Annotated in this window: 25 protein-coding genes; 4 read left to right on the top strand and 21 right to left on the bottom strand. The window is 69.5% G+C overall.

Annotated elements, in window-relative coordinates; genetic code table 11:
• The 10 genes from hisB to Q0741_RS23135 form a co-directional block, all read right to left on the bottom strand.
• On the bottom strand, positions 1 to 603 hold the full coding sequence (hisB, locus tag Q0741_RS23180; protein ID WP_298235555.1) for an imidazoleglycerol-phosphate dehydratase HisB: 603 nt from the start codon (positions 601 to 603) through the stop codon (positions 1 to 3).
• Positions 603 to 1,703 (bottom strand): histidinol-phosphate transaminase, encoded by a 1,101-nt coding sequence (gene hisC, locus Q0741_RS23175; protein ID WP_298235554.1) that lies wholly within the window; start codon positions 1,701 to 1,703, stop codon positions 603 to 605. Before hisC ends, hisB begins: the two co-directional genes overlap by 1 nt.
• Positions 1,700 to 3,022 carry a histidinol dehydrogenase gene (gene hisD, locus Q0741_RS23170; RefSeq protein WP_298235553.1) on the bottom strand — a complete coding sequence of 441 codons (1,323 nt, stop codon included), beginning with the start codon at positions 3,020 to 3,022 and terminating at the stop codon, positions 1,700 to 1,702. The genes hisC and hisD overlap by 4 nt, the downstream gene beginning before the upstream one ends.
• 52 nt (positions 3,023 to 3,074) lie before the next feature.
• Positions 3,075 to 3,752 (bottom strand): ATP phosphoribosyltransferase, encoded by a 678-nt coding sequence (gene hisG / locus Q0741_RS23165; protein WP_298235552.1) that lies wholly within the window; start codon positions 3,750 to 3,752, stop codon positions 3,075 to 3,077.
• An 8-nt stretch (positions 3,753 to 3,760) separates the two neighbouring features.
• Complete coding sequence (gene murA, locus Q0741_RS23160; RefSeq protein ID WP_298235551.1) at positions 3,761 to 5,041, bottom strand: UDP-N-acetylglucosamine 1-carboxyvinyltransferase; 1,281 nt, start codon at positions 5,039 to 5,041, stop codon at positions 3,761 to 3,763.
• A gap of 80 nt (positions 5,042 to 5,121) precedes the next feature.
• Positions 5,122 to 5,388 (bottom strand): BolA family protein, encoded by a 267-nt coding sequence (locus Q0741_RS23155; RefSeq protein ID WP_298235550.1) that lies wholly within the window; start codon positions 5,386 to 5,388, stop codon positions 5,122 to 5,124.
• 178 nt (positions 5,389 to 5,566) lie between these two features.
• Entirely contained in the window at positions 5,567 to 6,328 is a 762-nt protein-coding gene (locus Q0741_RS23150; RefSeq protein ID WP_298235549.1) for an ABC transporter permease, read from the bottom strand.
• Entirely contained in the window at positions 6,325 to 7,257 is a 933-nt protein-coding gene (locus tag Q0741_RS23145) for an ABC transporter ATP-binding protein (protein ID WP_298235548.1), read from the bottom strand. Before Q0741_RS23145 ends, Q0741_RS23150 begins: the two co-directional genes overlap by 4 nt.
• A gap of 110 nt (positions 7,258 to 7,367) precedes the next feature.
• Positions 7,368 to 8,408, bottom strand: a complete 1,041-nt coding sequence (locus Q0741_RS23140) for an aminopeptidase (RefSeq protein ID WP_298235598.1) — start codon at positions 8,406 to 8,408, stop codon at positions 7,368 to 7,370.
• Between the two features lie 14 nt (positions 8,409 to 8,422).
• Entirely contained in the window at positions 8,423 to 10,507 is a 2,085-nt protein-coding gene (locus Q0741_RS23135) for a molybdopterin oxidoreductase family protein (RefSeq protein WP_298235547.1), read from the bottom strand.
• 95 nt (positions 10,508 to 10,602) lie between these two features.
• Here Q0741_RS23135 and Q0741_RS23130 point away from each other — a divergent pair, with 95 nt between their 5' ends.
• Positions 10,603 to 11,796: a M20 aminoacylase family protein gene (locus Q0741_RS23130; RefSeq protein WP_298235546.1), complete on the top strand. Its 1,194-nt coding sequence runs from the start codon at positions 10,603 to 10,605 to the stop codon at positions 11,794 to 11,796.
• A 41-nt stretch (positions 11,797 to 11,837) separates the two neighbouring features.
• Positions 11,838 to 12,965, top strand: a complete 1,128-nt coding sequence (locus Q0741_RS23125; protein WP_298235545.1) for a M14 family metallopeptidase — start codon at positions 11,838 to 11,840, stop codon at positions 12,963 to 12,965.
• Positions 12,966 to 12,992: 27 nt separating this feature from the next.
• Here the strand turns inward: Q0741_RS23125 and Q0741_RS23120 are convergent, their stop codons facing one another.
• From Q0741_RS23120 to tal, 3 genes are read right to left on the bottom strand one after another with little or no spacing between them, the layout of a single operon-like run.
• Complete coding sequence (locus Q0741_RS23120) at positions 12,993 to 13,607, bottom strand: HAD-IA family hydrolase (RefSeq protein ID WP_298235544.1); 615 nt, start codon at positions 13,605 to 13,607, stop codon at positions 12,993 to 12,995.
• Positions 13,604 to 15,217, bottom strand: coding sequence for a glucose-6-phosphate isomerase (pgi, locus tag Q0741_RS23115; RefSeq protein ID WP_298235543.1), 1,614 nt, complete (start codon positions 15,215 to 15,217; stop codon positions 13,604 to 13,606). Before pgi ends, Q0741_RS23120 begins: the two co-directional genes overlap by 4 nt.
• Positions 15,214 to 16,167, bottom strand: a complete 954-nt coding sequence (tal, locus tag Q0741_RS23110) for a transaldolase (protein WP_298235542.1) — start codon at positions 16,165 to 16,167, stop codon at positions 15,214 to 15,216. The genes pgi and tal overlap by 4 nt, the downstream gene beginning before the upstream one ends.
• A gap of 170 nt (positions 16,168 to 16,337) precedes the next feature.
• On the opposite strand from tal, the gene zwf reads away from it, so the two are divergent.
• Entirely contained in the window at positions 16,338 to 17,813 is a 1,476-nt protein-coding gene (zwf, locus tag Q0741_RS23105; protein WP_298235541.1) for a glucose-6-phosphate dehydrogenase, read from the top strand.
• Between the two features lie 132 nt (positions 17,814 to 17,945).
• Positions 17,946 to 18,818, top strand: a complete 873-nt coding sequence (locus Q0741_RS23100) for an SIS domain-containing protein (protein ID WP_298235597.1) — start codon at positions 17,946 to 17,948, stop codon at positions 18,816 to 18,818.
• A gap of 82 nt (positions 18,819 to 18,900) precedes the next feature.
• Here Q0741_RS23100 and Q0741_RS23095 read toward each other — a convergent pair whose 3' ends face one another.
• The 8 genes from Q0741_RS23095 to Q0741_RS23060 form a co-directional block, all read right to left on the bottom strand.
• Positions 18,901 to 19,197, bottom strand: coding sequence for a lipid asymmetry maintenance protein MlaB (locus Q0741_RS23095; protein WP_298235596.1), 297 nt, complete (start codon positions 19,195 to 19,197; stop codon positions 18,901 to 18,903).
• A gap of 5 nt (positions 19,198 to 19,202) precedes the next feature.
• A complete protein-coding gene (locus tag Q0741_RS23090; protein WP_298235595.1) occupies positions 19,203 to 19,787 on the bottom strand; it encodes a phospholipid-binding protein MlaC in 585 nt (194 codons plus the stop codon).
• A gap of 104 nt (positions 19,788 to 19,891) precedes the next feature.
• Positions 19,892 to 20,680 carry a VacJ family lipoprotein gene (locus Q0741_RS23085; RefSeq protein ID WP_298235540.1) on the bottom strand — a complete coding sequence of 263 codons (789 nt, stop codon included), beginning with the start codon at positions 20,678 to 20,680 and terminating at the stop codon, positions 19,892 to 19,894.
• A gap of 38 nt (positions 20,681 to 20,718) precedes the next feature.
• Positions 20,719 to 21,219 (bottom strand): outer membrane lipid asymmetry maintenance protein MlaD, encoded by a 501-nt coding sequence (mlaD, locus tag Q0741_RS23080; protein ID WP_298235539.1) that lies wholly within the window; start codon positions 21,217 to 21,219, stop codon positions 20,719 to 20,721.
• A gap of 32 nt (positions 21,220 to 21,251) precedes the next feature.
• Entirely contained in the window at positions 21,252 to 22,043 is a 792-nt protein-coding gene (gene mlaE / locus Q0741_RS23075) for a lipid asymmetry maintenance ABC transporter permease subunit MlaE (RefSeq protein WP_298235538.1), read from the bottom strand.
• Positions 22,040 to 22,873, bottom strand: a complete 834-nt coding sequence (locus Q0741_RS23070) for an ABC transporter ATP-binding protein (RefSeq protein ID WP_298235594.1) — start codon at positions 22,871 to 22,873, stop codon at positions 22,040 to 22,042. Before Q0741_RS23070 ends, mlaE begins: the two co-directional genes overlap by 4 nt.
• Positions 22,874 to 23,058: 185 nt before the next feature.
• Positions 23,059 to 24,525, bottom strand: coding sequence for a glutamate synthase subunit beta (locus Q0741_RS23065; RefSeq protein WP_298235537.1), 1,467 nt, complete (start codon positions 24,523 to 24,525; stop codon positions 23,059 to 23,061).
• 119 nt (positions 24,526 to 24,644) lie between these two features.
• The coding region (locus Q0741_RS23060; RefSeq protein ID WP_298235536.1) for a glutamate synthase-related protein at positions 24,645 to 26,073 on the bottom strand (1,429 nt) is incomplete at its 5' end.

Genomic DNA, 26,073 nt, shown 5'->3' with positions numbered 1-26,073 from the left:
TCAGAGACACCCCTTGGTGGAAGGAATCACGTCGGCCGCGCGTTCATCGACCGTCCACGCCATGCGCAGCGCACGCCCGAAAGCCTTGAAGATCGTTTCGCACTGGTGGTGTGCGTTGACGCCCTTGAGGTTGTCGATGTGCAGGCTCACCAGGGCATAGTTCACGAAGCCCTGGAAGAACTCGAACACGAGCTGCGTGTCCAGCGCGCCGATCGTGGCGCGCGTGAAGTTGACGTCCATGTGCAGGCCCGGGCGGCCCGAGAAGTCCACCACCACGCGCGACAGCGCCTCGTCCAGCGGCACGTAGCTGTGGCCGTAGCGCACCAGCCCCTTCTTGTCGCCCACGGCCTTGGCCACGGCCATGCCCAGCGTGATGCCCACGTCCTCCACCGTGTGGTGGCCGTCGATGTGCAGGTCGCCCGCGCACTCCACCTCCAGATCGACCAGCCCGTGGCGGGCGATCTGGTCGAGCATGTGGTCGAAGAAGCCGATGCCGGTGGCCAGCTTGGCCTGCCCGGACCCGTCGAGGTTGATGCGCACGCGGACTTGCGTTTCCTTGGTATCGCGCCGCACTTCGGCGATACGGGGTTCCCGGGACTGCATTACAGGCTCGCTTTCAGGGCGTCGATCATCAGGCGGTTCTCCTCCGGCGTGCCCACCGTCAGCCGCAGGCAGCTCTCCAGCAGCGGGTGCAGCGCCGACACGTTCTTCACCAGCACGCCGCGCGACGTCATGCCTTCGAAGGCCTTCTTCGCATCGGGCACGCGCACCAGGATCATGTTGGCTTCGCTCGGATACGGTTTGACGCCGGGCAGATCGCGCAGTTCATCCAGCAGCTTGGCGCGCTCCTCGCGCAGCACCGCCGCCTGGCGCGCGAACTCGTCGGCATGCTCCAGCGCGAACAGCGTGGCCTCGGCGTTGAGCGCGCTGATGTTGTAGGGCGGACGCACCTTGTCGATCTCGTGGATCAGCGCCGCCGCCCCGGCCATGTAGCCCAGGCGCACGCCGGCCAGGCCGAACTTCGAGAGCGTGCGCATCACCAGCACGTGCTCATGCTGCGCCATGCGCTGCATCCACGAGCGCGAGGAGAAGGGCTGATAGGCCTCGTCGAACACCACGAAGCCGCAGCCCAGCGTGCCCACGGCATCGACGATGCGCTGCACGATGGCCTCGTCGAAGAGGTTCGCGGTCGGGTTGTTCGGGTAGGCGATGTAGGTGATGGCCGGGCGGTGCTCCTCGATGGCGGCCAGCATCGCGGCCTCGTCCAGCTCGAAGTCGGCCGTCAGCGGCACGCTCACGAACTGCAGGCCCTGCAGCTTCGCGGACATCTCGTACATCACGAAGCCCGGCAGCGGCGCCAGGATCTTGGCGCCCGGCCGGTCGCAGGCCAGCGCCAGCAGCGAGATCAGCTCATCGGAGCCGTTGCCCAGCATCAGCCCGCAGCCCTCGGGCAGCTTGACGTATTTCGACAGCGCCGCGATCACGTCGCCGACGCAGCTGGTCGGGTAGCGGTTGATCGCCACCTTGCCCAGCCGCTCGCCCAGTGCCGCCTGCAGCTCTGCCGGCAGGCTGAACGGGTTTTCCATCGCGTCGAGCTTGACCAGCCCGCGGCTGTCCTGGATGGCGTAGGCGTGCATGGACTGCACGTCCTGGCGGATCACGCGCTGCATGCGCTCCTGGAGGGAAGTCATCGGCGCCGTCATCGCGCGTCCTTTTTCAGTCGGAATTCCGCCGCCTGCGCGTGGGCCTGCAGGCCCTCGCCATAGGCCAGCTCGGCGGCGACGCGGCCCAGTTGCTGCGCGCCCTGCTCGCTCACCTCGATCAGGCTGCTGCGCTTCTGAAAGTCATAAGTGCCCAGCGGCGAGCTGAAGCGCGCCGTGCCGGAGGTGGGCAGCACGTGGTTGGGACCGGCACAGTAGTCGCCCAGGCTCTCGCTCGTGTAGGCGCCCAGGAAGATCGCGCCCGCGTGGCGCAGCAGCGGCTCCCAGCGGTGCGGCTCGCTGGAGCTGACCTCCAAGTGCTCCGGCGCGATGCGGTTGCTGATCTCGCAGGCCTCCTCCATGGAGCGCGTGTGGATCAGCGCGCCGCGCCCTTCCAGCGAGGCGCGGATCACCTCCGCCCGCGGCATGCCCGGCAGCAGGCGCTCGATGGCCTCGCGCACCCGCGCGATGTAGCCGGCATCGGGGCACAGCAGGATGCTCTGCGCCAGCTCGTCATGCTCGGCCTGGCTGAACAGGTCCATCGCGACCCAGTCCGCCGGCGTGCTGCCGTCGGCCAGCACCAGGATCTCGCTGGGCCCCGCGATCATGTCGATGCCCACCTGCCCGAAGACGCGGCGCTTGGCGCTGGCGACGTAGGCATTGCCCGGGCCGGTGACCTTGTCCACGCGCGGGATGGTGGCCGTGCCATAGGCCAGCGCCGCCACCGCCTGCGCCCCACCGACGGTGAAGGCACGGTGCACGCCCGCGACGTAGGCCGCGGCCAGCACCAGCGGGTTCTTCTCGCCCCGGGGCGTGGGCACGACCATGACGATCTCGGGCACGCCCGCGACGTGCGCCGGAATGGCGTTCATCAGCACGCTGGAGGGGTACGCGGCCTTGCCGCCGGGCACGTAGATGCCCACGCGGTCCAGCGGCGTGACCTTCTGGCCCAGCAGCGTGCCGTCCTCGTCGCGGTAGCTCCAGCTCTTGCCGCTGGCTTCGAGCTGGCGCTCGTGATAGGCGCGAACACGCTTGGCGGCGAATTCCAGGGCTTCGCGCTGTGCCAGGGTAATGGCATCGAAGGCCGCTTTCAGCTCCTCGCGCCCCAGCTCCAGCGCCGACACGCTCTCGGCCTGCACGCCGTCGAAGCGGGCCGTGAACTCCAGCACCGCCGCGTCGCCGCGCTCACGCACGGCCTCGATGATCTCCGCCACGCGATGCTCGATCGCGGCATCGGTCTCGGCCGACCAGTGCAGCACGCGCTGGAAGGCTGATTCGAAATCCGCGTCGGCGGTGCTGAGGTGGCGCAGCTGGAGGCTCATGGAAGGTACGGGAGTGATGGGGCCAAGGGCCGTGGGAAGAAAGTAGGAAGGGTCAGGTGGAGCAGGCGGAAGTGTCGGGAATGGCGCCGGCGAAGGCATCGATGAGCGGACGCAGCGCGGCGCGCTTGAGCTTCAATGCGGCCTGGTTCACGACCAGGCGCGAGGAGATCGGCATGATCTGCTCGACCTCCACCAGGTTGTTGGCGCGCAGCGTGGAGCCGGTGGAAACCAGGTCCACGATGGCGTCGGCCAGGCCCGTGAGCGGCGCCAGCTCCATGGAGCCGTAGAGCTTAATCAGGTCCACGTGCACGCCCTTGTCGGCGAAGTGCTGGCGCGCGATGTGGGTGTACTTGGTGGCCACGCGGATGCGCGAGCCCTGCCGCACGGCCGCCGCGTAGTCGAAGTCCGCACGCACCGCCACGCTCATACGGCAGCAGGCGATGCGCAGGTCCAGCGGCTGGTACAGCCCGGTGGCGGCATCGCCGCCGGCATGCTCCAGCAGCACGTCCAGGCCCGCGACGCCCAGGTCCGCGCCGCCGTACTGCACGTAGGTCGGCACGTCGGTCGCGCGCACCAGTACCACGCGCACGTCCGGGCGGTTGGTGGGCAGGATCAGCTTGCGCGACTTCTCCGGGTCCTCGCCCACCTCGATGCCCGCGGCACGCAGCAGCGGCAGGGTTTCTTCGAAGATGCGGCCTTTGGACAGTGCCAGGGTGATGGTTTCGTTCATGGGACGGCTCAGGCCTTCACGCGCTCGATGTCGGCACCCACGGCGCGCAGCTTTTCTTCCATGCGGTCGTAGCCGCGGTCCAGGTGGTAGATGCGGTCCACCCGCGTTTCGCCCTGCGCCACCAGCCCGGCGATGACGAGGCTGGCCGAGGCGCGCAGGTCGGTGGCCATGACGGTGGCGCCGGAAAGCCCGGGCACGCCCTGGATCAGCGCCGTGTGGCCCTCGACCTCGATGTTGGCGCCCAGCCGCATCAGCTCGTTCACGTGCATGAAGCGGTTCTCGAAGATGGTTTCCGTCACCTTCGAGGCGCCCTCGGCGATGCAGTTCAGCGCCATGAACTGCGCCTGCATGTCGGTCGGGAAGGCCGGGTACTCGCTGGTGCGGAAGCTCACCGCCTTGAGCCGGCCGTCGCCGCGCACGCGGATCCAATCGGCGCCGATCTCCAGCTGCACGCCCGCCTCGCGCAGCTTGTCCAGCACAGCATCCAGGTGGTCGGGCCGCGTGTTCTTCAGCAGCACGTCGCCGCCGGTGGCCGCCACGGCGCAGATGAAGGTGCCGGTCTCGATACGGTCGGGGACGATGCGGTGCGGCTCGCGCGGCGTGTGCAGCCGTTCCACGCCCTGGATGCGGATGCGGCTGGTGCCGTGGCCCTCGATGCGCGCGCCCATGGCGATCAGCATTTCGGCCAGGTCCACCACCTCGGGCTCCTGCGCCGCGTTCTCCAGCACCGTCTCTCCTGCAGCCAGCGTCGCGGCCATGAGCAGGTTCTCGGTGCCGGTGACAGTGATCATGTCGGTGGTGATGCGCGCGCCCTGCAGGCGCTGCGCGGTGGCGACGATGTTCCCGTGCTCCACCGTGATCTGCGCGCCCATGGCCTGCAGGCCCTTGATGTGCTGGTCCACCGGGCGCGAGCCGATGGCGCAGCCGCCGGGCAGCGACACCGTGGCCCGGCCCAGGCGCGCCAGCAGCGGCCCCAGCACCAGGATGGAGGCGCGCATGGTTTTGACCAGCTCGTAGGGCGCCACCGGCTCGACCGCGGCGCCGGCGTCAATGAGCACCGCGTCGTCACCGGGCTCGCCGCGCTGGGCGCACCAGTCCGCCTGCACGCCCATGTTGCGCAGCAGCGCCAGCGTGGTGCCCACGTCGCGCAGGCGCGGCACGTTGGCCAGGCGCACGGGCTCGGCGGTGAGCAGCGCCGCGCACAGTTCAGGCAGCGCCGCGTTCTTGGCACCGGAGATGGCGATCTCGCCCTGCAGGGAGCGGCCGCCGCGGATCAATAGTTGGTCCATGCTGAATTGGGCGGCTTCGGCGGCGAAGGGGCCTGCGCTCGCCGCGCACACCCACCGCGGCGACCAGGCCGCGTAAGGCGTCAGTGGTGGTGGTCGGCCGAAGGCTGCTGCGCCGCCCACTCGGCGGGCGTGAGGGTCTTCATCGACAACGCGTGGATCTGTTCGCGCATGCGATCACCCAGGGTGGCATAGACGCGCTGATGGCGTGCCACGCGCAGCTTGCCTTCGAACTCGGTGGACACGATGGTGGCGAAGAAATGGCGACCATCGCCCTCCACCTCCAGGTGCGTGCAGTCGAGGCCGGCGGCGATGTAGTCGCGGACTTCTGAAGGGGTCGGATCGGCCATGGTGGGGCGATTCTACCGGTGCGCGCCGTGTACCCCCGGCTCGCTGGGCCTTCCGCGCGGCCCGAACCCGTAACCAAGTCCTTGCAAAAGCGCCACCGGCAGGGCCCGGAAACCGCCCAAATGGTTCCGTCATGCCCGCCTGCGCGGGCATGACGGAGTGGTCAGGCGCCGAGCCAGCTCAATGCCGCAGCTTGTACCCGCTGCGCAGCAGTTGCAGCGCGATGCCGGCGACGACGAGAAAGCTCGTGCCCACCACCGCCAGGCTGGTCCAGGGCGAGACGTCACCCACGCCGAAGAAGCCGTGGCGGAAGCCGTCGATCATGTAGAAGAAGGGGTTCAGGTGGCTCACGCCCTGCCAGAAACCCGGCAGCGAGTGCACCGAGTAGAAGACGCCGGAGAGGAACGTCATCGGCATGATGATGAAGTTCTGGAACGCGGCCATCTGGTCGAACTTCTCGGCCCACAGCCCGGCGATCAGCCCCAGCGCCCCGAGCATGCCGGCGCCCAGCACGGCGAACACCACGATCCACAGCGGCGCCTCCAGCCGCGGTGGCGCGAAGGCGGCCGTGACCAGGAACACCCCCAGCCCCACGGCCAGCCCGCGCAGCATGGCCGCGCCCACGTAGGCGGCGAACCAGGCCCAGTGCGACAGCGGCGTCACCAGCAGGAACACCAGATTGCCGGTGATCTTGCTCTGGATCAGCGAGCTGGAGCTGTTGGCGAAGGCGTTCTGCAGCACGCTCATCATCACCAGCCCCGGGATCAGGAAGCTCGTGTAGGCCACGCCCGGATAGACCTGCACGTGCTCCTCCAGCACGTGGCCGAAGATCAGCAGATAGAGCACCGCCGTGAGCACCGGCGCCGCCACGGTCTGGAAGCTGACCTTGTAGAAGCGCAGCACTTCCTTCTTGAACAGTGTTCCCGCGCCGTCGAAATTCATACCGCCACTCCCTGCGCGGCCGGCTGTTCGGCGCCCTGCATGATCTCGATGAACACGTCCTCGAGGTCGGCGCGGCCGATCTCCAGCTCCTCCACCCGCACCTGCGCCTGGCGCAGCGCCGCCAGCAGCGTTTCCACCTCCGCCGCGTCATGCGCCTTGAGCTGCACGATGCGCCCGGTCACGCGCGCCTGGGGCGCGAGCTCCGGCGGCAGCGCGTCGTCGGTCTTGAAGCGCAGCATGGTGCTGGCGGTGCCGGCGAGCAGGTTGGCGGTGCGGTCCAACGCCACGATGCGCCCGCGCTTGAGCATGGCGATGCGGTGGCACAGGGCCTCGGCCTCTTCGAGGTAGTGGGTGGTCAGCAGCACGGTGTGGCCCTGGCGGTTGAGCTTGGCGATGAACTGCCACAGCGTCTGGCGCAGCTCCACGTCCACGCCGGCGGTGGGCTCGTCCAGCACGATCACCGGCGGGCGGTGCACCAGCGCCTGCGCCACCAGCACGCGGCGCTTCATGCCCCCGGAGAGCTGGCGCATGTTGGCGCCAGCCTTGTCCTCCAGCCCCAGCTCGTAGAGCAGCTCGTCGATCCAGTCGTCGTTGTTCTTGACGCCGAAGTAGCCGCTCTGGATGCGCAGCGTCTCGCGCACGCTGAAGAAGGGATCGAACACGAGCTCCTGCGGCACGATGCCCAGCTGCTTGCGCGCCTGGGCGTAGTCCAGCACCACGTCGTGGCCCATGACCGTGACGCGCCCGGCGCTGGCGCGGTTGAGCCCGGCCAGGATGCTGATGAGCGTGGTCTTGCCGGCCCCGTTGGGGCCCAGCAGCCCGAAGAACTCGCCGCGGCCGATGTCGAAGCTGACGTCATCGAGGGCCTGGAAGGTGCCGCGGAAGGTGTTGTAGGTCTTGCTGACCTCCTGGAAGCTGACGGCTGGCATAGGGGCGCGATTGTAGGGAGGCAGCCCCGGGAACCGGGGTTGCGGGGCGACTGAGCAGCGGCCCCAGTCAGCAGGCCGCGCGCCCGGACAAGCGCGAAGTGCCCGGCCTTCTACGCCGTCCCCTCCAGCGCCCTCCTCCGCTCCGCCTTCGGCAGCTTCGCCAGCCGCCTCACCTCGGCATGGAAGCGGGCCCAGTCGCCCCCCTGGCGCTCGAAGAGGCGGATGAAGTCCGGCACCAGGTCGCCGTAGGCGCCCTGCACCGCCAGCGCCGCGTTGTTGGCGCGGCGCACCCAGCCGTCGTAGGCGCCGTCGCCGCCCCAGGACTCCCGCTTCACCCGCTCGTACTCGGCGCGGAACTCCGCCATCAGCACCGCCTTGCGCTCGCGCTTGGCCTCGTCCGTCGCATCGCTGCGGTAGAGCGCGTCGAGCCGGGCACGCAGGCCGCGCGTGAGCGCGCGGAACTGCTCGCGCCGCGCCTCGATGCGCTCGTGCTCCTCGCGCAGCTTCGGATCGCCCCGATGCGCCAGCCAGCGCTGCAGCCCCAGGCGCTCGACGGCGGTGGCGTAGGACTCGTTGAAGGGCGTGTCGTCGTCCGCATACGCCTCCTGGTGCGCCAGCTCGTGGAACAGCAGCCGCGCCAGCTCCGTCTCCGGGCCGAGTGCGAAGGTGTTGAGCAGCGGGTCGCCGCCGAGCCAGTTGCTCCAGCCCAGCGTCGAGTAGGCCGGCACGCCGTACACCGACACCTCCCAGCCGGCGGTCTTCAGCGCCTCGCCCAGCGCGCGCGCCTGCTCGCGATCGAAATAGCCGCGGTAGCCCACGCAGCCCAGCACCGGGAAGCACCAGGTTTTCAATTGCAGCGACAGCTCCGGCGCCGCCACCACGTTCCACACCGCGGCGTCGCGCCGCAGGTCGGCATAGCGGCGGTAGCTGGCGTTGTCGGGCAGCTTCAACTCCGTGACGGCGAACTCGCGCATCTCCTGGCTCAGGCGCAACCGTTCGCGCAGTTGCTCGGAGGTGGCCCCGTCCTGTACCCATGCCTTCACCGGGCGCGCGCTGGTCAGCAGGTGGAGGTGGCCGCGCAGGGAGTCCGCGTAGTAGCCGACGGTGCCGCAGCCGCCGAGGACGGGCAGGAAGGCGGCCAGCAACGCCATGCGAAGGGCGCGCCTCACGCCGGCCGCACCTCCACCAGGCAGTCATAGAACGAGGGCCCGCCGCCCATATCCGTCAGGCGCTGGTGCGTGAGCTCGTTGACGTTGCGCCCGTCCAGACCCAGCTTGCGCCACCAGACGCCCAGGCCGTTGACCACGCCCGGCCGCGCCCGGGTGCTCACGCGCGCGCGCAGCCGGACCTCGCCACGGTCGTTGAACACGCGCACCAGCGCGCCGTCCACCACGCCGCGCGCCATGGCGTCGTCCGGCGCGATCTCCAGCACCGGCTCGCCCTCGATGTCGCGCAAGCTCTTCACGTTGACGAAGGTCGAGTTCAGGAAGTGCCGCGCCGGCGGCGAAATCATCGCCAGCGGGTAGCGCCGCGACAGCTCGGGCGCCACCTCGGCGCTCTCGTAATTCGGCACGAAGTCCGGCACGCCCAGCCCCGGTGCATCGATGCACACCTTGCCGTCCGGCGTCGGGAAGCCGCCCTCGGCGAAGGGCGCGTCCGGAATCGGCAGCGTCACCCAGCCGCGCCCGCGCAGCTCGTCGAAATCCACGCCCTTGAGCGCCGCGCGCGCCAGCGCCTCGTCGTCGTCCTGGAAGCACGGATCGGTAAAACCCATGCGCGCCGCCAGCGCCCTGAAGATTTGGGTGTTCGGCTTGGCCTCGCCCAGCGGCGCAATCGCCGGCTCGTTGATCAGCACGTCGGTGTGGCCGTAGGACGTGTGCACGTCCAGGTGCTCCAGCTGCGTGGTGGCGGGCAGCACGATGTCGGCGTGGTCGGCGGTGTCGGTCATGAACTGCTCCAGCACGACCGTGAACAGGTTCTCGCGCTGGAAGCCCGCCGCCACCTGCGCCGACTGCGGCGCCACCGCCAGCGGGTTGCTGTTGTAGACCACCACCGCCTCGATGCGCGGGCCGAAATCCGCCGAGGGCTCGCGCAGCAGGTCCTGCCCGATGGTGCTCATGTTGATGGTGCGCGGGCGCCGGCCCGCCAGCAGGTCCGGGCGCTGCAGCACCGCGTCGTTGCGTACCCGGGCGAACCAGCCCGAGGCCGACAACAGCAGCCCGCCGGCGCGGTGGCGCCAGGCGCCGGTGAGACAGGGCAGCAGCGCGATCAGCCGCACCGCGTTGCCGCCACCGCGCACGCGCTGCATGCCGTAGTTCAGGCGGATGGCGGCGGGCTTCACCGTCGCGTAATCCTGCGCCAGCTCGCGGATCAGCGCCGCGTCCACGCCGCAGACCTCGGCGGCGCGCTCCGGTGTCCACTCCAGCGCGCGCGCCTTGAGCTTCTCGAAACCGCTGACGTGGCGCGCGATGTAGTCGTGGTCCAGCGCGTCCAGGCGGATGAGTTCACTGATCAGCGCCAGCGCCAGCGCGCCGTCGGTGCCCGGGCGCAGCGCGAGGTGGCGGTGGCACTTGTCGGCGCTGTCGGTGCGGCGCGGGTCGATGCACCACAGCTTGGCGCCAGCACGCTTGGCCTGCTGCGCGCGGGTCCAGAAATGCACGCTGGAGGTGATGGGGTTGCTGCCCCAGATCACTATCAATTTGCTCTCGGCGAAGAACTGCACCTGCATGCCGACCTTGCCGCCGTAGGTGGCGGCCAGCGCCGCGCCGCCGGCGGAGGCGCAGATGGTGCGGTCCAGCAGCGAGGCGCCGAGCCGGTGGAAGAAGCGCGCCGCCATCGCCTCGCCCTGCAGTAGCCCCATGGTGCCGGCGTAGCTGTAGGGAAGGATCGCCTCGGGGTCGCGCGCGGCGACGGCTTGAAGCCGGGCGGCGACGGTGTCCAGCGCCTCGTCCCAGGAAATGCGCTCGAACTGCCCGCTACCCTTGGGCCCGATGCGCTTCATCGGGTACAGCAGCCGCTCGGGGTGGTAGGTGCGCTCGGTGTAGCGGCTGACCTTGGTGCACAGCGCGCCGAGCGTGCGCTCGTGCTCCGGGTCGGCCTGCACGCGCACGGCCACGCCGTTTTGCACGCTCACGCGCAGCGCGCAGGTGTCGGGGCAGTCGTGCGGGCAGGCGCCGTGGACCTGCGTCACGGGCGCGGCCGGATCGGCGGCGGGGGAAGAAAGCGGGGAAGCGGGGGCCTGGACATCCATCGTTCAACTATTGCACAGCCCCCTTCAGGGTCACCCGAAGAGGGGATGGCGGAGGCTAAGATTCCCGACAGCCGCCTGAGCAGGAGCCCCTTGAGATGCCGTTGATCGAATCCATCCTGGCCGAGGCCGCGGCCATTGCCGAGCTGCGCCGGGACATCCACGCCCACCCCGAACTCTGCTTCGAGGAAGTACGCACCGCCGATCTCGTGGCCCGCAAGCTGGAGGGCTGGGGCATCGAGGTACACCGCGGGCTGGGCCGCACCGGGCTGGTGGGCGTGATCCGCAACGGCACCTCCGGGCGCGCCGTGGGCCTGCGCGCCGACATGGACGCGCTGCCGGTGACCGAGCACAACCACTTTCCGCACGCCAGCCGCCACCCCGGGAAGATGCACGCCTGCGGCCACGACGGCCACACCGCCATGCTGCTGGCCGCGGCGCAGCACCTGGCGCGCACGCGCGAGTTCGACGGCACGGTCTATCTGGTGTTCCAGCCGGCCGAGGAAGGCGGCGGCGGGGCGCGGGAGATGATGCGCGACGGCCTGTTCGAGCGCTTCCCGATGGAAGCCATCTTCGGCGCCCACAACTGGCCGGGGCTGCCGGCGGGGCAGATCGCGGTGAAGAGCGGCCCCTGCTTCGCCTCCAGCAACGAGTTCAAGATCGTGCTGCGCGGCAAGGGCTGCCACGGCGCGATGCCGCACATGGGTACCGACCCGGTGCCCGCGGCATGCCAGATGGTGCAGGCCTTCCAGACCATCCTCACGCGCAACAAGCACCCGCTGGACACCGGCGTGATCTCGGTGACCATGATCCACACCGGCGAGGCCACCAACGTCATCCCCGAGAGCTGCGAGATGCAGGGCACGGTGCGCACCTTCACCACGGAGGTGCTGGACCTCATTGAAAGCCGCATGCGCCGGATCGCCCGGTCCACCGCCGAGGCCTTCGAGCTGGAGTGCGATTTCGAGTTCGACCGCAACTACCCGCCCACCGTGAACCACGAGGCCGAAAGCGCCTTCATCCGCCAGGTGGGCGCGGAGGTGCTGGGCGCGCAGAACGTGCAGGAGTTCGTCGCCACCATGGGCGCGGAGGACTTCAGCTACTTCCTGCAGGAGAAGCCCGGCTGCTATTTCGTGATCGGCAACGGCGGCGGCGAGCACCGCGACGGCGGCCATGGCCTGGGGCCCTGCACGCTGCACAACCCCAGCTACGACTTCAACGACCAGCTCATCCCCATCGGCGCCTCGCTGTGGGTGCGGGTGGCGGAACGCTGGCTGCAAACCCCGCGCTGAGTGAAGCAGCGCCCTTCCCTTCTTTCCCACAGGAGGCTGCCATGGACGATGCGCAACGCTTCTTCTCCCGCAGCTACCAGGAGGCCCGGAGCAAGTTCCTGGCGGCGGCCGAGGCGGCCGACCTGGACGTGCACTCCGAGATCCACCCGCTGCTGGGCCGCGACGGCGAGACGCTGGCGCTGGACGTGGTGCGCAGCGGGCCGCGCGATGCCGAGAAGCTGCTGATCGTCAGCAGCGGCTGCCACGGCATCGAGGGTTTCGCCGGCGCCGGAGTGCAGATCGCGCTGCTGGGCGACGCCGAGTTCCTGGCCGAGGCGCGGCGTGCGGGCGTGGCGGTGCTGTTCCTGCACGCGTTGAACCCGTGGGGCATGTCGTGGTGGCGCCGCGTCACGCACGAGAACATCGACCTCAACCGCAACTTCATCGACTTCCAGCACCACCAGCCGCTGCCTCAGAACCCGGGCTACGACGCGCTGCACCCGCTGCTGGTGCCGACGACGGCCACCTGGCCGCCGCCCCCTGAGAACGAGGCGAAGCTGCAGGCCGAGCTGGCGCGCCAGGGCATGGCGGCGCTGCAGCAGGCGATCAGCGGCGGGCAGTACTCGGAACCTGAAGGTTTGTTTTTCGGCGGCCACGCGCCGAGTTGGAGCCAGCAGGCGCTGCGGCACGTGCTGCGGGACCACGCGACGCATTGCGCGAAGCTCGGCTGGATCGACCTGCACAGCGGGCTGGGGCCCACGGGCGTGGCCGAGCCGATCCTGGCCGGGGACGGGCGGGACGAGGCGCTGCTGCGGCGCGCGAAATCCTGGTGGCCGGGGCTGAAATCCACGCACGACCACAGCTCCAGCTCGGCCGAGACTTCCGGTGCGATGTGGACGGTCGTCGCTCAGGAATGCCCGCAGGCGGAGTACACGGGAATCGTCCTGGAATTCGGGACGGTGCCCTTATTGCAGGTGCTGCAGGCGCTGAGGGCGGACCAGTGGCTGGAGAATCATCCGGAGAAGCCGTTGCAAACGCTCCAGGCCCAGGAGATTCGGAAGGCCATGTTCGACGCCTTCTTCATCGATACGGCGGCTTGGAGGAAAGCCGTGCAGGGCCAGGGCTGTGAGGCGGCATGGGCAGGCATGGTGGGCCTGGCAAGTACCCGCACTGCCCCAGCCGCCAGCTGACGTGGCGGCCGCGCCCTGCGCAGGGCGTCAGGCCGGCAAACCCAGCGCCTTCAACTCCCCCGCCACCTGCTGAACATCACGGAACAACACCGCCTCCCAGCCAAACGCCCGTGCGGCCTGCACGTTCGCCGGGTGGTCGTCGATGAACACCACCGGCTCGCCCGCCAAATTGAAACGCTCGTGCGCCAGCTCGTAGAAGCCACGCTCGGGCTTCATGCGCTTCACGCGACCGGAGAACAGCCCGCCGTCGAAAAACTCGATAAAGCGGTAATGCCGCTCCAGGTGGTCCGCGTAGGGCGCCGGCATGTTGGAAAAGAAATGCTGCCGCAGGCCCTGCCGGTGAAAGCGTTCCAGCAGCGCCACGCTCTCGGCCAGCGGCTGCAGTTCCTCGTACACCGCCGCGACCACCGCGTGCACCTCGGCCTCGCTCAGGCCCGTGCGGCGCGCGATGCGGTGCGCCAGCGCCGGCTCGTCGAGGTCGCCGCGGTCGAAGGCGCCCCAGTCGCCGCCTTCCACGAAGAAGCGCTGGCCCCACGCCGCCGCGCTGCCTTCGTCGTGCGCGTGGCGCGGCAGTACCTGGCGCAGCAGCAACACCGGGCGCCAGCGCAGCAGCACGGCGCCCAGGTCCCAAATCACCCTCATGCGCGCAGCCTCCCCAGCAGCCCGGCGGTGGAGCCGTCCAGCCCCGTGACGTCGCCGCTCTCGAAACGCGGCAGCAGCGCGTTGCACAGTGCCTTGCCCAGCTCCACGCCCCATTGGTCGTAGCTGTTGATGCCCCACACCACGCCGCTGGTGAAGACGCGGTGCTCGTACAGCGCCACCAGCGCGCCCAGGCTGCGCGGCGTCAGGCGCTCCAGCAGCAGCGTGGTGCTGGGCCGGTTGCCGGGGAAGCTGCGGTGCCGCGCCAGCACCGCGCGGTCGATGTCGGGCGCGGCCGTGGGCGCCTTCTCGTTCAGCGCCTCGTCCGCCGTCTTGCCCAGCATCAGCGCCTGCGACTGCGCCAGGCAGTTCGCCAGCAGTTTCACTTGCAGGTCCGCGTGCGGATGCGCCGGCTCGCGCACGGCGATGAACTCCACCGGGATCACGTCGGTGCCCTGGTGCAGCATCTGGAAGAAGGCGTGCTGGCCGTTGGTGCCGGGCTCGCCCCACACCAGCGGGCTGGTGGCGAAGGGCACTTCCTCGCCGTCGTAATCCACGCGCTTGCCGTTGGACTCCATCTCCAGCTGCTGCAGGTACGCCGGCAGCCGCGCCAGGCCCTGGTGGTAGGGCGCGACGCAGCGGCTGGTGAAGCCGTGGAAGTCGCGGTTCCACACCTCCAGCAGGCCCATGAGCGCGGGCAGGTTCTCTTCCAGCGGGGCCTCGGCGAAGTGCCGGTCCATGGCGTGCGCGCCGGCCAGCAGCTCGCGGAAGTTCTGCGCGCCGATGGCGATGGCGATCGGTAGCCCGATGGCGCTCCAAAGCGAGTAGCGCCCGCCCACCCAGTCCCAGAAGCCGAAGGTCTTGTCGATGCCGAAGGCGGCCGCCGCCGTCACGTTGGTGGTCGTGGCCGCGAAGTGCCGCGCGACGTCCACGCCGCCCTTTTCCAGGAACCACGCGCGCGCCACCTGCGCGTTGGCCATGGTTTCCTGAGTAGTGAAAGTCTTGCTGGCGACGATGAAGAGGGTCGTGGCCGGGTCCAGCTGCGCCAGCAGCGGCGCGATGTCGTGGCCGTCCACGTTCGACACGAAGTGGCTGCGCAGCCCCGGCTGGGTGTAGGGCTGCAGCGCCTTCACCACCATCAGCGGGCCCAGGTCGGAACCGCCGATGCCGATGTTCACCACGTCGGTGAAGCCGGCGCCGCGCACCTCCTCGGCGTAGGCCAGCATGTGCTCCAGCACCTGGTGCACCTCGTCGCTGAAGGGGCCCTGCCCCTTGGGTGCGCGCAGCGCCGTGTGCAGCACGGCGCGGCCCTCGGTGGTGTTGATGGCCTCGCCGGCGAGCATGGCATCGCGCCGGGCTTCCAGACGGACCTCGCGCGCCAGCTCCAGCAGCAACCGCCGCGTGGCCTCGTCCCAGCGCTGCTTGGACAGGTCCGCGAACACCTCCGGCGCCTGCAGGCTGAAGCGCTCGAAGCGCCGCGGGTCCTGATGGAAGATCTCGCGCAGGTCCAGCTCGCGGCCGTGAGCCTCCCAGTGGCCGCGCAGGCCGCTCCAGGCCACGGTCCGGTCGCCGCGCACGAAACCGGCGGCAGCTTCGGGCGCGGCGGCGTTCACTTGCGCAGCTCCTCGATCATGCGGTCGAGCTTGGCAGCGTCGGCCGCGAAGGCGCGGATGCCTTCGGCGAGCTTGTCGCTGGCCATGGCGTCCTCGTTGAGCGCGTAGCGGAAGCCGGGCTCGTTGAGGGTGCGGGCATGGATCTCCATCGCCTTGGCCGCCTGCGGATCGAGCCGGCGCGGCACCGGGCCCTCGCTGCCCTGCAGCGCGGCGAGCAGGTCGGGGCTGATGGTGAGCAGGTCGCAGCCCGCCAGCGCCAGGATCTGGCCGGCGTTGCGGAAGCTCGCGCCCATGACCTCGGTCTCGATGTCGAAGTGCTTGTAGTAGTTGTAGATGGCCGTGACGCTCTTGACGCCGGGGTCGTTTTCGCCGGCGTTGGCGGCCTCGTCCCAGGCGGTGCCCGCCTGCTTCTTGTACCAGTCGTAGATGCGGCCCACGAAGGGCGAGATCAGCGTCACGCCGGCGTCGCCGCAGGCCACAGCCTGGCAGAAGGAGAACAGCAGCGTGAGGTTGCAGTGGATGCCCTCGTGCTCCAGCGCCTTGGCCGCCTGGATGCCCTCCCAGGTGGCGGCGATCTTGATCAGCACCCGGTCACGCGAGATGCCCGCACGCTCGTACAGGCTGATCAGGTGATGCGCCCGCGCGATGGTGCAGGCGGTGTCGAAGCTCAGCCGCGCATCGACCTCGGTGCTCACGCGCCCCGGCACGACCTTCAGGATCTCCAGCCCGAAGCGCACCAGCACCTCGTCCACCACGCGCTCCAGCGGCACGCGCGGGTTTGCCTTCACCACCTCCGTCAGCAGCGGCGCGTACTCCGACTGCTGCACCGCTTTGAGGATCAGCGAGGGATTGGTCGTGGCGTCGCGCGGTGCGAACTGCGCCAACTGCCTGAAATTCCCGGTGTCGGCAACGACGATGGTGTGCTGCTTGAGCTGCTCGAGTTGGTTCACGGCCTTCGAATCCTGCAGGCGGTGCCTGCGCTGCGTTCAGACACGATCGCGGCGTTACCGTGACGCTGTTGGCCCCGGCGCGCGTTGACCCTCTTAAGAAACTCTAGCATCATGAACCATGTAACTCGGTTACACGCCGGGTCCCGTTCACACAGCAGAGTCTTTTTTCAATGTCATTTGATCTGGTGTTCTTCGGTGGTACGGGCGACCTCACGTGGCGCAAGCTCATGCCCGCGCTGTTCCAGGCCTTCCGCCACGGCAAGCTGCCCGAGGGCGGGCGCATCCTGGCGGTGGCACGCGACGCGCGCAGCGATGACGAGTACCGCCAGTTCATCCGCCAGCGCTTCGACGAGGTCGATGCCGCCAAGCGGCCCAGCGACGACGAATTCGCCCGCTTCGCGCAGCTGCTGCACTACCAGCAGATGGACCTGTCGCAGCCTGAGCACTACGCGCGCCTGAAGCGCTGGCTCGACGAGCCGCGCGCCGAGGAAGGCCGCACGAGCCCGGCCGACACCGTGGTGCTGTACCTGGCCACCAGCCCGCACCTGTTCCCGGTGATCTGCGAGCAGCTCGGCACCGCGGGGCTGAACCACGACCGCATCCGCGTCGTGCTGGAAAAGCCCCTGGGCCACGACCTGGACAGCGCGCGCCGCATCAACGCCGTGGTGCGCTCGGTGTTCAAGGAAAGCCAGGCCTTCCGCATCGACCACTACCTGGGCAAGCCCTCGGTGCAGAACCTCTCGGCGCTGCGCTTCGGCAACGCCTTCTTCGAGCCGCTGTGGCGGCGCGAGAGCATTGCCAACATCCAGATCACGATCGCCGAGTCGCTGGGCGTGGGCACGCGCGGCGACTTCTACGACCGCACGGGCGCGCTGCGCGACATGATCCAGAACCACGCGCTGCAGCTGCTGACCATGATCGCCATGGAGCCGCCGCCCACCGCGGACGCCGACGCGATCCGCGACGAGAAGCTCAAGGTGCTCAAGAGCCTGAAGCCCTTCACGCGCGAGAGCGTGCAGCGCGACGTGGTGCGCGGCCAGTACCGCGCCGGCAGCGTGGGTGGGCAGGCCGTGCCGGGCTACCTGGACGAGTCCAAGGTGCCCACCGGCAGCCGCTGCGAGACCTTCGTGGCGCTGCGCACCGAGGTGCAGAACTGGCGCTGGGCCGGCGTGCCCTTCTACCTGCGCACGGGCAAGCGCCTGGCCGGGCGCGACGCGCACATCGTCGTGAACTTCCGCCCCGTGCCGCACCCGATCTTTGCCGGCGTGCACCAGGCCAACAAGCTGGTCATCAAGCTGCAGCCCGAGGACGGGCTGGAGCTGCACCTGATGGCGGCCAAGGGCAGCGTGGGCCATGGCAGCGAGGCGCTGTCGCCGGTGTCGCTCGACCTGGACTTCGACAAGGCCTTCGCCAGCGGACGCGTGGGCGCTTATGAGCGCTTGTTGCTCGATGCCATAGCCGGGCGCCTCAACTTGTTCGTGAGAAGTGACGAACAAGAGCAGGCCTGGGCCTGGGTCGAGCCGATTCTTCAAGCATGGAACCAGGACCCGATCGGTCCGCGGCCCTACGTCGCGGGCAGCTGGGGGCCGCCGGCGGCCAGTGCGCTGGTGGCCCGGGATGGGTTCATGTGGGAGGAAGAGCAGTGAAGAGGCCTGGGCAGAAGTGGCCTGCAGGGCTAAGGCCCATGCCTCCGGCCTGGAGCACATGAACAGAACAAAACCGACTGCCCCGCGAGCGCGGCGCCTGCGTGGAGAGAAGCGATGACCGATGGCAGCCCGATGCTGGAGCGCATCCGCGCCGCCGTGCCGGCGTTGTCGCCGGCCGAGCAGCGCGTGGCGCGGCTGTTGCTGGAGGACGCGCGCGCCTTCGCCGAGCTGCCCGTGGCGGAGCTGGCCGAGCGCGCCAACGTCAGCAAGCCCACGGTGGTGCGTTTCTGCCGCAGCGTGGGCTACGGCGGGCTGGCGGACTTCAAGCGGCGCCTGGCCGGCAGCGTCAACGAGGGCGTGCCCTTCGTGCACCGCGCCGTGGACGCCGGCGACCGGCCCAGCGAGCTCATCGTCAAGGTGGTGGACAACGCCATCGGCGCGATGCTGGCCTACCGCAACCAAGCCGCGCCGCATGCCTTCGAACGCGCCATCGACGCGCTGGAGCAAGCCTGCCGCGCGCAGCGGCGCATCGAGTTCTACGGCGTGGGCAACTCGGGCATCGTGGCGCAGGACGCACAGCACAAGTTCTTCCGCCTGGGCGTGACGGCCACCGCGGTGAGCGACGGGCACGTGCAGGTGATGAGCGCCACCATGCTGCAGCCCGGCGACTGCGCCGTGATCATCAGCAACTCCGGCCGCAGCCGCGACCTGCTGGACGTGGCCGACATCGCGCGCCGGCGCGGCGCCACGCTGATCCTCGTCACCGCCAGCGCCACGCCGCTGGCGCAGTCGGGCAGCAACGGCGCGCACCAGATCCTGCTGTCGGTGGACCATCCCGAGGACGCCGACCGCTACAGCCCCATGGTGTCGCGGCTGCTGCACCTGATGGTGATCGACATCCTCACCACCGGGCTCGCGCTGCGCCTGGGCAGTGAATCGCTGCAGCCCATGCTGCAGGAAATCAAGAAGAACCTGCGCAACCGGCGCTACGTCAACGGGAATTGAGGCGCTGAGCTCGGAATCAGGCTGCCAGAAAAACCGATGCCCGCTTTCGCGGGCATCTCCTCGAGTCTTCAGCGGCCGGCGCTCAGGCCGCATCGACGGCCGCGGGCCGCGCCGTCTCCAGCCCCGGCAGCGCCTCGTCCACGCCGTAGAGCTGCGCCAGCTCGGCCAGCGGCCGCGGGGCGCCGCTGATGCGCAGGTCGCCGCCAGCGGCCTGCGCGCTGCGGCGCAGCTGCAGCAGCACCGCCAGTGCCGCGGAATCGAAGTCGCGCAGCGCGGAGGCATCCACCTCCACCGGCGTACCGCCCAGCGCCGGCTCCAGCGCGCGCAGTGTCTGCGCGGCGGTGGCCAGCGTCACGGTGTCAGGCAGCGTCAGGGCCACGGGCTTCAACCCTTGCCGCCGGTCTTGTTGCGCTCGGCCAGCTTGGCGATCAGGCCGTCGATGCCGCCGGCGGCGATCTCCTGCGCGAAGCTGTTCTTGTACTGATCCACCAGCCACACGCCCAGCACGTTGACGTCGTAGATCTTCCAGCCGTCGCCCGCCTTCTCCAGGCGGTAGTCGAGCTGGATCGGCTCGCTGCCGCCGCGCACTTCGCTGCGCACCACGGTTTCCTGGTCGGCCGCGTTGCCGCGGTAGGGCTTGAGCTGGATGGTGGTCGAGCTCTTGACCTGCGTGAGCGCGCCGGCGTAGGTGCGCACCAGCAGGGTCTTGAACTCCTCCTGCAGCCGCTGCTGCTGCTGCGGCGTGGCGGTGCGCCAGGGGCGGCCCACCGTGGCGGCGGTCATGCGCTGGAAGTTCACGTGCGGCAGCACCTTGGTGTCCACCAGGGCGCGGATGCGGGCCACGTCGCCACCCTGCGCAGCCTTGTCGCTCTTGAGGGCTTCGAGCACCTCGTCGGAGAGCTGGCGCACGAAGGCGTCGGGCGCCACGCCCTGCGCGTGCAGCGGCCCGGCCAGCAGGAAGGTGCCCAGGAAAGCGAAGAGAGCCAGAAACTTTCGGATCACGGAATGGGTTCCTTCAGGTTGCGGCGCCGACAGCGGCGCCGTGTCTTCAACGCGCCAGGGCGCCGGTTGGTTCACCGCGCCGGTGCGGAGGCCGGGGCCTGGGGCGCGGCGGGCGGTTGTGCGGACGTGGCATCCGGCGTGCCGCCGTCCTCCTCCTCGGGCTGCTCAGGCGGCTCGGGCGGGTTGCCGTCGTAGACCTGGCTGTGCCGGCGCGCCAGGTAGCCGTCGCGGATGAACTGGTACTTGTCCAGCGCGATGTCGTCCACGACCCGCGTGGCATCGAGCAGCTCCGAGCGCCGGTGCACCACCTGCAGCGTCGAGGCGGCCACGACGTCGGCCGTCTCGTTGAACAGCAGGTCGCTGGGCGAGGTCTGCAGGTCCAGCACCAGGCCGCCGGCGTCGCGTACCGACGACGGCCCCAACAGCGGCAACACCAGGTACGGGCCGGCGCCCAGGCCCCAGCGGCCCAGCGTCTGGCCGAAGTCCTCGCTCTGGCGATCCAGGCCCATCTCGGTGCCCCAGTCCAGCAGGCCGCCCAGGCCGAACGTGGTGTTCACGAGCACGCGGAAGCTCATGTGCACGCCCTCCTGCGGCTTGCCCTGCAGGAACTGGTTGATCGCGGACCAGGCGTCGCCGAAGTTGCCGATGAAGTTCCCCACGCCCGTGCGCACGATCGAGGGCACCACCTTGCGGTACCCGCTGGCCACGGGCTGCAGCACGTGGCGGTCCAGCCCCTCGTTGAAGTTGAAGATGGGGCGGTTGATGCGCTCCAGCGGGTCCTGCGGGGACGCGGGCTGCGCCTGGACAACCGCGGCGCCCATCAGCAGCGCGGCGGCCAGCGACAAGGGGGCGAGCTTCATGGCGGGGCTCCTGGGTGAACGACGCGGGTCGATGGGATTCAAGGCTTGGCGGGGGCCGAGCCACCCTCGCCGGTGCCGCCGCCGGCATCGGCCGCCTTGTTGAAGAGGAACTGGCCGATGAGGTTTTCCAGCACCACGGCCGACTGCGTCTGCGTGATGGTGGCACCCGGATCGAGCATCTTGTCGTCGGCGCCGGGCTCGATGCCGATGTACTGGTCGCCCAGCAGGCCCGAGGTCAGGATCTTGGCCGAGGAGTCGCGCGGGAACTGCACGCCCTGGCTGACCTGCAGCGTGACCACGCCCATGTAGGTCTGCGGGTCCAGCGTGATCGACTCGACGCGGCCCACCGTCACGCCGGCGCTGCGCACCGGCGCGCGCGGCTTGAGACCGCCGATGTTGTCGAAGCGCGCCTTGAGCACATAGGTCTCGCCGTTGCCGAAGGCGGCCAGGTTGGCGGCCTTGAGCGCTAGGAACAACAGCGCCGCCAGCCCCAGCAGCACGAAGCCGCCCACCAGGATCTCGATACTTTTCTTTGCCATGGGTTGTGTGTGAGGGAATCGGGGCGTGGGTTTCAGGGCGTGGAGAACATCAGCGCCGTGAGCACGAAGTCCATCGCCAGCACGCTCAGCGAGGAGATCACCACCGTGCGCGTGGTGGCGTAGGCCACGCCTTCGGGCGTGGCCTGGGTCTCGTAGCCCTGGTAGAGCGCGACGAAGGTGCAGATCACGCCGAACACGGCGCTCTTGACGATGCCGTTGCCCACGTCGCGCCAGACGTCCACGCGGCCCTGCATGATCGACCAGAAGTTACCCGAGTCGATGCCGATGAGCAGCACCGCCACGACGTAGGCGCCCAGGATGCCGATGGCCGAGAACATCGCCGCCAGCAGCGGCATCGCCACCACGCCGCCGACGAAGCGCGGCGCCAGCACGCGCGCGCGCGGGTCGATGGCCATCATCTCCATGGCGGCCAGCTGCTCGCCCGCCTTCATCAGCCCGATCTCGGCCGTCAGCGAGGTGCCCGCGCGGCCGGCGAACAGCAGCGCCGCCACCACCGGGCCCAGCTCGCGCACCAGTGCCAGATTGACGATCAGGCCCAGCGACTCCGTGGCGCCGTAGGTCACCAGCGCGTAGTACATCTGCAGCGCCAGCACGAAGCCCACCGACAGGCCCGAGGCCAGGATGATCAGCAGCGACAAGTTGCCGATGGCATGCAACTGCGCCACCACCAGCGGGAAGCGCGCCAGCGCCGCGGGCGTGGCGCGCAGCAGGTCGATGAAGAAGAAGGCCGCGTGGCCCAGCGAGCCCAGCATCAGGATCACGCCCGCGCCCAGGCGCGCCAGCGCGTCGAGCACGGTCTTCATGCCGCCCTCCCCGGCTTGGACACGCCGAAGTCCTGCGCCAGCGGCGGCGCGGGGAAGTGAAACTTCACCGGACCGTCGGGCTCGCCGCGCACGAACTGGCGCACCTCGGGGTCGGTGGAGGCCATGAGCTCCGCGGGCGTGCCCTGCGCCACGATGCGCCCGCCCGGCGCGGCCATCAGGATCACGTGGTCGCTGATGGCCATGCACTCGGGGATGTCGTGCGACACCACCAGCGAGGTCGCGCTCGTGGCGTCGTTGAGCTTGCGGATGAGGTTGGCCGCCACGCCCATGGAGATGAGGTCCAGGCCCGCGAAGGGCTCGTCGTACATGATCAGCTCCGGGTCCAGCGCGATGGCGCGTGCCAGCGCGATGCGCCGCGCCATGCCGCCCGAAACCTCCGAGATGCGCAGCCGCGCCGCGCCGCGCAGGCCCACCGCGTTGAGCTTCATGAGCACGATGTCGCGGATCAGCGCCTCGGGCAGCCCGGTGTGCTCGCGCAACGGGAAGGCCACGTTGTCGAACACGTCCAGGTCCGTGAACAGCGCGCCGAACTGGAACAGCATGCCCATGCGCCGACGCAGCCGCAGCAACTGGTTGCGGTCGCGCGCATTGATCACCTCGCCGTCGAAGCGCACGCGCCCCGCGTTGGGCGCGGCGATGCCGCCGATGAGCCGCAGCAGCGTGGTCTTGCCGCAGCCCGAGCCGCCCAGGATGGCCGTGACCTTGCCGCGCGGAAAGCGCAGGCTCACGTCGTTGAGGATCAGCCGACGGGCGTCGTAGCCGAAGCTGACATGGTCGATCTCGATCAGGGACTCGGGCGCAAGCATCAGAAATGGCAGGGGGCGCGAAATACCGCGCAAAAAAGAAGGCCCGCCAGCATGAATGCGGGCGGGCCTTCATTGTCTCATGCACGCTGCTGTGGTAGCGGCAGCGTTGTGGCTTCACAGCAAGCGGCTTGCCAGCCGGTGCCGTGCGTGCGCAAACCGGCGCCCGGCGCGGGCGCCGTGCGCGGGGCTCAGCGCGGCAGGTCGCTGGCGCCCATCAGGAACTCGTCGATCGCGCGCGCGGCCTGACGGCCTTCACGGATCGCCCACACCACCAGGCTCTGGCCGCGGCGCACGTCGCCGGCGGCGAAGACCTTGGGCGCGTTGGTGGCGTAGCCGCCGGTGAAGTCGGTCGTGGCCTTGGCGTTGCCGCGGCCGTCACGCTCCACGCCGAAGCCTTCGAGCAGCGTGTTCACCGGGTTGGTGAAGCCCATGGCCAGCAGCACCAGGTCGGCCTTGAGCACCTGCTCGGTGTTGGGCACCTCGACCATCTTGCCGCCTTCCCATTGCACGCGCACCGTCTTGACGCCCGTGACCTTGCCCTTCTCGCCGATGAATTCCTTGGTGGCAATGGCGAACTCGCGCTGGCAGCCTTCCTCGTGGCTGGAGGAGGTGCGCAGCTTGTAAGGCCAGTACGGCCAGGTCAGCTCCTTGTTCTCCTGCTCCGGCGGCATGGGCAGCAGCTCGAACTGCGTCACGCTCACGGCGCCGTGGCGGTTGCTGGTGCCCACGCAGTCGCTGCCGGTGTCGCCACCGCCGATCACGACCACGTGCTTGCCGTCGGCGCGCAGCTGGCCCTTGAGCTTGTCGCCGGCGTTGACCTTGTTCTGCTGCGGCAGGAACTCCATCGCGAAATGGATGCCGTCGAGGTCGCGGCCCGGCACGGGCAGGTCGCGCGAGACCTCGGAACCCGCGGCCAACAGCACGGCGTCGAACTCGGCCTGCAGCTGCTCGGGCGCCACGCGCTCCTTGGCCCAATTCGTGATCTTGGTGCTCTTGGGGATGTCGCCCACGGCCACGCCGGTGCGGAAGACCACGCCTTCGGCCTTCATCTGCTCCACGCGGCGGTCGATGTGCGACTTCTCCATCTTGAAGTCGGGAATGCCGTAGCGCAGCAGGCCGCCCACGCGGTCGTTCTTCTCGAACACCACCACGTCATGGCCGGCGCGCGCGAGCTGCTGCGCCGCGGCCAGGCCGGCGGGGCCGGAGCCGACGACGGCGACCTTCTTGCCGGTCTTGGCCTTGGGCGGCTGCGGCACCACCCAGCCTTCGGCCCAGGCACGGTCGATGATGGCGTGCTCGATGGACTTGATGCCCACCGGGTCGTCATTCACGTTGAGCGTGCAAGCGGCCTCGCAGGGCGCGGGGCAGATGCGGCCGGTGAACTCGGGGAAGTTGTTGGTCGTGTGCAGGACCGTGATCGCGTTGCGCCAGTCGTTGCGGTAAACGAGATCGTTGAAGTCCGGAATGATGTTGTTGACCGGGCAACCGTTGTTGCAGAACGGCGTGCCGCAGTCCATGCAGCGCGCGCCCTGCACCTGCGCCTGCTCGGCGTTCAGGCCGATGACGAATTCCTTGTAGTTCTTCAGGCGCGTCTCGACGCCTTCGTAGCCTTCCTCGATGCGCTCGTATTCGAGGAAGCCGGTGACCTTACCCATGGTGTTTCTCTACTTTCGCTGATCGTTGGCTGCCGCCGGCCCGCGCGCGCAGGTATTGCACGCGCGGCGGCTCGGCTGGACCGGCCCCGCGGCACGGCGGCCGCGGGCCGGCTTCCCCTTTACTTCGCGGGCACGCTCCCGGCGGCCTTGGCGTCCACCGCCTTGGCCTTGGCGATGGTCTGCCCGGCCTCGCGGCGCGCCGCCATCTCGCCCAGGGCGCGCTTGTACTCGTGCGGGAACACCTTGACGAACTTGGCGCGCGCGGCGGCCCAGTTGTCCAGGATCTCGCGCGCACGCAGCGAGCCGGTCCACTTGTGGTGGTCTTCCACCAGCTTGCGCAGCAGCGCCTCGTCGGGCTGGCCCTTGTGGAAGGTCACCTCGTCCTGCGCGGCGCGCTGCTCCTCGGCGCTCAGCACCTTCTCCAGCGCCACCATCGCGGTGTTGCAGCGCTTGGCGAACTGGCCGTCCTCGTCATAGACGTAGGCGATGCCGCCGCTCATGCCCGCGGCGAAGTTGCGTCCGGTCTTGCCCAGCACGACCACCGTGCCGCCGGTCATGTATTCGCAGCCGTGGTCGCCGGTGCCCTCCACCACCGCGGTGGCGCCGGACAGGCGCACCGCGAAGCGCTCGCCCGCGACACCGCGGAAGAAGGCCTCGCCGGCCGTGGCGCCGTACAGCACCGTGTTGCCCACGATGATGTTCTGCGTCGCGTCGCCGCGGAACTCGATGCTCGGACGCACCGCGATGCGGCCACCGGACAGGCCCTTGCCGGTGTAGTCGTTGGCCTCACCGATCAGGTAGAAGGTGATGCCCTGGGCCAGGAACGCGCCGAAGCTCTGGCCGCCGGTGCCTTCCATCTGCACGAAGATGCTCTGGTCGGGCAGCCCTTCCGGGCGGTGGCGGATCAGCTCGCCCGAGAGCATCGCGCCCACGGAGCGGTTGACGTTGCGCACCTGCTCCATGAACTGCACCTTCTCGCCGCGCTCGATGGCGGGCTTGGCCTTCTCGATCAGGCGCTGGTCCAGCGCCTTCTCCAGGCCGTGCTCCTGCAGCTCGACGTGCAGGCGCGGCACCTCGGCCGGCACGGCCGGCTGGTGGAAGATGCGGCTGAAGTCCAGGCCCTGCGCCTTCCAGTGCTCGATGCCCTTCTTCATGTCGAGCAGGTCGGAGCGGCCGATCAGGTCGTCGAACTTGCGGATACCCAGCTGCGCCATGAGCTGGCGCGCCTCTTCGGCCACGAAGAAGAAATAGTTGACCACGTGCTCGGGCTTGCCCGAGAACTTCTTGCGCAGCACCGGGTCCTGCGTGGCCACGCCCACCGGGCAGGTGTTGAGGTGGCACTTGCGCATCATGATGCAGCCCTCGACCACCAGCGGCGCGGTGGCGAAGCCGAACTCGTCGGCGCCCAGCAGCGCGCCGATGACCACGTCACGGCCGGTCTTCATCTGGCCGTCGGCCTGCACGCGGATGCGGCTGCGCAGGCGGTTGAGCACCAGCGTCTGCTGCGTCTCGGCCAGGCCCAGCTCCCACGGCGTGCCGGCGTGCTTG

Origin of the sequence: uncultured Azohydromonas sp. (assembly GCF_937926365.1) — a bacterium.
Taxonomy (GTDB): Bacteria; Pseudomonadota; Gammaproteobacteria; order Burkholderiales; family Burkholderiaceae_C; genus Azohydromonas.
Note: the sequence above shows the minus strand (reverse complement) of the source record. Positions and strands in the feature narration are given on the sequence as shown.